Genomic DNA, 6,471 nt, shown 5'->3' with positions numbered 1-6,471 from the left:
AGGGTCTCTTCCTGGTTCCGAGATCAGCTGCTGGCAGGCAGGAAAGTCAGGTCGAGCCGTGCCGACCTCGTCATCGGCTTCACCGCCGCGGGCGGACGCGGCCAGATGGGCTTCCGGTGGTAGTCGGGTGGCGGCAGCGGCTGCCGGACGGAACGGTCCGGGGCGGCGCCCGCCGGGGCGCGGCGCAGGATCAGGTGCGCGTTCGTCCCGCCGAAGCCGAACGAGCTGACCGCGGCCCGCTCCAGCACGGCCCCCGGGGCGAGGCCCTCGGTGTCGGTGACCGGGTAGAACGGCGACGCGGAGAAGCCGAACCGCGGGTTGGGCGAGACACAGTTGAGCGTCGGCGGAAGCTGCTGGTGGCCGAGCGCGAGCACCGTCTTGATCAGCCCGGCGACCCCGGCGGCGCTGAGCAGATGGCCGATGTTGGTCTTCACGCTCCCCACGCCGCAGAAGCCGGTGTCCTCGGTGTGGCGGCGGTAGGCGGTGGTGAGGGCCTGCAGCTCGATCGGATCGCCGATCATGGTGCCGGTGCCGTGGGTCTCGACGTGCCCGATGGTCCGGGCGTCGATGCCGCCGATCTCCAGCGCCTCCCGCACCAGCGCCCGCTGGGCCTGCACGCTGGGGGTGGTGTAGCCCATGGTGCGGCCGTCGTTGTTGACGGCGCCGGACTCGATCACGGCGAGCACCCGGTCCCCGTCCCGCTCCGCCTGGTCCAGGCGCTTGAGCAGCACCATGCCCGCGCCCTCGCCGGGCACGAAGCCGTCGGCGGCCCGGTCGAACGTATGGCACTTGCCGGTGGGCGACAGCGCCTTGCCCTCGCTGAGCAGCAGGTACGGCTCCTCGTCCAGCAGCAGGTCGACCCCGCCGGCGAGCGCCATCTCCGTCTCCCCGAGGGCCAGGCTCTGACAGGCCAGGTGCACCGTGACCAGCGAGGACGAACAGGCGCTGTCGACCACGAGGTTCGGCCCCGACAGGTCGAAGTGGTGCGAGAGATGGGCGGCGATGAAGTTCTGGCCCACGCCGACGATGGCCTCGCGGGACAGCGGACGCAGATATTCGCGGTAGTTGGCGGCGCGCGTGCCGACGTAGACGCCGACGCGGCGCCCCTTCAGCTCGTCCTCCCGGTAACCCGCGTCCCGCAGGCACTCGGCGCTGACCTCCAGCGCCTTGCGCACCAGAGGATCGAGGCTGCGGGCGGTGCGGTCGTCGAAGCCGAAGTACGCGGCGTCGAAGTCGGCGGCGTCGTCGATGAAGCCGCCCCACTTGCTGACGCTCCTGCCGGGGCCCCCGTCGGGCGAGTACAGGGCGTTCACGTCCCACCGGTCCGGCGGGACCTCCACGACATGGCTCTTGCCCATGATCAGGTTCTGCCAGAAGGCGTCCGGGTCGTCGGCGCCGGGGAAACGGCAGCCCATCCCGATGACCGCGATCGGCACGGGGGCCCGGCGCCCGGCCGGGGAAGCGGTGACCGGGTGCGCGACCGGCTCGCGCACGACGGTGTCGTCCGCGATCGTGCCCGGGTCCGCGGCGGCCGCGGGCGCGTCGTCCCCGAGCGCGGCCCGCACCTCCGCGGCCGACCCCTCCAGCAGCGCCGCCGCGAACTCGCGCGGCGTGGGGTGTTCCTGGACCAGCGTGGGGTCCACGGGCCGGCCGAGGGCGTCCTCCAGTACGGTCACCAGCTCGGCGAGCAGCAGGGAATCGAGGCCGAGTTCGGCGAACGACGCGGTCGGGGGAAGGGCGTCCGGGTCCGCCTTCAGCGTCCGGGCGAGGATCCCGGTCAGCCAGGCGACGACCGCTTCCGGGTCCGGTCCGCCGGCCCCTCCGTCAGCGGTCCCGGATACGGGCACGGGTACGGGCGCGGGGTCCACGGCCGGGGAGGTCTTCGGCGGCTCCGGTGCCAGCGCCAGTTCGTCCGGCAGCAGCCTGCCGTGGTCGGCCCGGCACGGCAGCAGCACCGGATGGCCGTCCACCGCGAGCGCGCTGTCCAGCAGTTCGAGCGCCTCCGCGACCGGGAGGGCGGGCAGACCCAGGGCGTCGACGGCCGCACCGCGTCCCCGGCCCAGGCCGGTGTCCTCCCACACCGGCCACTGCAGGGAGCGCACCGCACAGCCGCCGCGGTCCGCGCGCTCGGCGTGCTCGGCCGCGAAGTCGTCGAGGAAGGCGTTGGCCGCCGCGTAGTCGCCGTAGGACACCCCGAGGCGGGGGACGGCGGCGGACACCGACGAGAACAGCACAAGCAGCCGCGGTGGCCGGTCCGCCAGCGCCTTCCACAGCGTTCGCACGCCCCGCACCTTCGGGTCGAGCACGCGCTGGACGTCCTCGGGCGTCTTCGCCAGCAGGGAGGCGCCCTCGGTCATCGTCCCCGCCGCGTGGAAGACCGTCGTGACCGGCCCGTGCCGCCGCGCGGTCGTCTCCAGCATCCGCCGCAGCGAGCCGGCGTCGCTGAGCGCGTGGGTGCGCACCTCCACCGAGGCGCCCCGTTCGAGAAGTCCGGCCAGCTCCCGCAGCCGGCGCGCGAGCCGGGGTTCGGTGTCCGGGTCGTCCGCGAGCGCGGCCCACTTGGCCCGCGCGGGCAGCCTGCCACGGCCGATGAGCAGCAGATGGCGGGCGCCGCGCCGGTGCAGCTCGTGCGCGAGGCGCAGACCGATCTCGCCGGTGCCGCCGGTGATCACCACGGTGCCGGAGGCCGCCTCGTCGAGCGGGCTGGGGCGGGCCGCTGCGGCGGCCCGCTCCGCGTCGCCGAGCGGGCGCAGCGACGCCCCTTCGCGCCGCCCCGCCCGGTAGCGGACCTCCGTCCGCCGGTCGGGCAGGGCGAGTTCGGCCGCCACGACGGGACCCAGCTCCTCGGCGCGGTCCGGCCCGAAGTCCACGTCCACGGTCCGGCTCCGGACGCTGCGGAACTCGCTGGAGAGCATCCGGTACAGCCCCGCCGCCTCCGTGGCCAGCGGGCCGCGGACCACCTGCACACAGGTCAGGGACGGCAGCCGGTGGTGCGCGAGGAGTTCCCGCAGCAGCAGGAGGCGGCCGCGGAACGAGGCGGCATCGCCGCCGTTCGTACCGTCCCGTCGCCAGTCGGCCAGGTCCACGAGCCCCGCGACGGACTCCCCCGCGGGCAGCAGCGTGCGCATCTCCTCCGGCCGCCCGGGGAGGTCGGCGGCACGCACCACGATCCCCCGGCGCCGGTCGTCACCCGGGGGGAAGAGCGCGGCACCGGCCGGTGCCGACTCCTCGTCGACGAGGACCAGATAGGTGCCGTCGGCCATGTCCCGGGGGGCGGGTATGCCGTCCGCCCGCCACTCCTTGACCAGGAATTCCTGCCGCACGCCGGCCCCCTCGGCACCCCGCACGGCGTCCGGGGCCCCGGACGCGGGCTCGGGCGCGGCCCAGTGCCGGTCGCGGCGGAACGGGTAGGTCGGCAGGGACACCCGGGTCGGCGGGCGGTGCGCGCCGGGGTCCTCCGTCCGGTCGGCCGGTTCCCCCGCCACCCAGCTCCGGGCCGCTCGCACGGCGGTGGATCCGTCGTGTCCGCCGAGCACCCCGGCCTCGCCGCGGTCGCCGGCGAGGTAGCCGTGCAGCGCCCGGCTCAGGCCGTCCACCGAGGACGCCACGACCGCCAGGCGTTCCGCCATCTCCGCGCGGCCGGCCTTCAGGGTGTGCGCGATGGCGTCCAGCGGCGGGCACGGCCCGGTGTCGAGGAACGCGGCCAGCCCGCGAACGGCGTCGTCCAGGGCCTCCCGCGTCCGCGCCGAGAGGGGCACCACGTACGGACCGTCCTGCGGAGCGCCGTCACCGGCCCCGGAGTCGATGAACTCCTCCAGCACGACATGCGCGTTGGTGCCGCCCATCCCGAACGAGCTGACGCCCGCCCTGCGCGGCACCGGCCGCCCGTCCGCCCCGGTGGACCGCCGCCACGGGGCCGGCTCCCGCTGGATGCGGAACGGCGTGCCGTCGAGGCGGATCCGGTGGTTGAGCCGGGTGAAGTTGCGGGTGGCGGGCAGCGTCCCGTGCCGCATCGCCAGCATCACCTTGATCATTCCCGCGATGCCGGCCGCCGCCTCCAGATGGCCGATGTTGGTCTTCAAGGAACCCAGCGAGCAGTACGCGTCCTCGGGGACGGGCTCTCCCCGGTCCCCGTGGAGCCGCTGGAACGCGGCGACGATGCCGGACACCTCGATCGGGTCGCCGAGCACCGTGCCGGTGCCGTGTGCCTCCAGGTAGCCGACGGTCGCGGGGTCGACACCGGCCGCCTCATACGCCTGCCGCAGCAGCGCCGCCTGCGCGTCGGCGTTGGGCGCGGTCAGGGACTGGGACTGGCCGCCGTGGTTGGTGGCCACGCTCTTGATCACCGCGTACACCTGATCGCCGTCCGCGCGGGCCTGCCGCAGCGGCTTGAGGACGAGCGCGCACACCCCCTCGCCGCGCACGTAGCCGTTCGCGTCCTCGTCGAAGGTGCGGCACCGGCCGTCCGCGCTGAGCACGCCGGTCCTGGCGTACGCCTGGTGCTGGCCGGGGTCGCAGATGACGTTGACGCCGCCCACCAGCGCCTGCTCGCAGGAGCCGTCGCGGATCGCCCGTACCGCCTGGTCCACGGCGACCAGCGAGGACGAGCACAGGGTGTCCACGGCGACGCTGCTGCCGTGGAACCCGAACGCGTAGGAGACCCGGTTGGCGATGACGGAGAGGGAGGTGGCCACGCTCCGGTGGGGTTCCGCCGTCGAGAGGTGTTCGCGCAGCACGGCCGCGTAGTCCTGGTGGCACACGCCGACGTACACGCCGGTGCGGCTGCCGCGCAGCCGTGTGACGTCGTGTCCGGCGTCCTCGAACGCCTCCCACGCGGTTTCCATGAACAGCCGCTGCTGGGGGTCCATCAGCGCGGCCTCGCGCGGGGAGACCTGGAAGAACGCGTGGTCGAAGCGGCGGATGTCGTTGAGGAAGCCACCGAAGGCGGCCGGCCGGTCCGCCCGCGGACCGGCCGGGGTGTGCCAGTCCCAGCGGTCGGCGGGGATCCCGCCGGTGACGTCCCGTCCTTCGACGAGGAGACGCCACAGCTCACCGGCCGAGTCAGCGCCCGGGAAGCGGCCCGCGAGGCCCACCACGGCGACCTCGTCCGCCCCGGCGCCGCGCCGGGCCGCTCCCGGGCGCGGGCGCCGTGCGGCGGCCCGCCCGCGCGGCGGCCGCGCCGCGGCGGCCGCCGGTTCCCCGGCCACCACGCGGGCGATGCCGTCGACGGTGAAGCACTGGAAGAGCCGGCTCGGGTCGACTTCCCTGCCGAGCACACCGGAGAGCGTGTGGGCGAAGGTGGACAGGGTGAAGCTGTCGAGCCCCAGCGTCCGCAGATCGGTGTCGCCGGCGACGTGCTCCTCGGGGACGCCGAGCGCGCGGGCCATGACGGGCAGCAGCCGGGGGACGAGGTCCCCGGAGTCCCCCGCCTCGTCCCCCGCCTCCGGACCGTCCACGGCCCGCCCGGCATCCGTGGCCTCGGCGGCGGCGGCCTCGGCGAGTTCCTTGACCGTGGTGATCCGCGCCAGCGGCGCCCCGTCGCTCTCCCGCAGCAACGTCGAGGCCAGCCGCGCCCGGCCGTCCTCGAACCGGCAGGAGTCGAGCCGGTGGACCACGGCGTCGTCCGGGCCGCAATTGCCCAGGTAGATCACGTCGCGGTCCACCGTCGAGGCCGCCGTCGACCAGTCCGGCCCCTGGTCGCCGAACCCGCCTTCCGCACCGGCCGCGTTGAGGTACAGCCGCGCGCAGTGGTCGTCGATGTGCGGGTAGGAGGCGAAGTAGAGCAGCCCGGCGCCGTTCAGGTCGTAGTACGGATTCAGCTCGTAGACCTGGGTGACGCCCTCGCCGTCCGCGTCCGCCGGATCCAGCGGCCGCGCCGGATCGGCCCGCCGGGCCGCCATGAACGCGCGGTGGAAGGCGACCGCCTCCTCGTCGGCCCGTCCGGCGCCCTCTCCGCCCGGCCGGGGCACGACCGGAGCCAGGGTGTTGTCCGCACCGCGCTTGGCGAAGACCGTCATCAGCCGTGCCGTCACCGCCCGGTCCCCGGCGCGCAACTCGACGTCGCTTGCGAAGGTGCGTTCGTCCACCCGGCTCAGGCGCCCGGTCAGGATGACCTCGTCCCCCTCGCGGAAGGCGCTCAGCGGCTGCCGCGCCGTCATCCGCACCCGGACGAACACGGGAAGCAACCGGTCTCCCCGGGCGTCGGTCAGGTCACTGACCGGGATGCCGAAATGTTCACCGATCAACTGCCAGTGGAGATCGCCGCACTCCTTGAAGAGCCAGTTCTCGGAAAGCCCGCCCACCGCCAGATGCGGCAGGGCCAATCGAACGTTCCTCGGCTTCACGGATCCCCCTCGGACACATGACACGGCGATTACGGCACGACGCGCGGCTCACTGCCCTTCCCAGCCGATTCGACCAGAGGGCCGGAGCCACTGGAACCCCTGACTGCCCAGGTCACTAGGGGCGGCA

1 protein-coding gene is annotated in these 6,471 nt (G+C 74.5%); it reads right to left on the bottom strand.

Translation table 11 applies throughout. The features are described 5' to 3' along the window. Positions 1-23: 23 nt before the first annotated feature. A complete protein-coding gene (locus ACH4SI_RS24805; protein ID WP_398299101.1) occupies positions 24-6,323 on the bottom strand; it encodes a beta-ketoacyl synthase N-terminal-like domain-containing protein in 6,300 nt (2,099 codons plus the stop codon). Between the last annotated feature and the right edge of the window lie 148 nt (positions 6,324-6,471).

Origin of the sequence: Streptomyces sp. NPDC021212 (assembly GCF_044332925.1) — a bacterium.
In the GTDB taxonomy this organism is placed as follows: Bacteria; Actinomycetota; Actinomycetes; order Streptomycetales; family Streptomycetaceae; genus Streptomyces.
The sequence above is the reverse complement of the archived record's forward strand: the minus strand, read 5'-3'. Positions and strand labels throughout refer to the sequence as shown.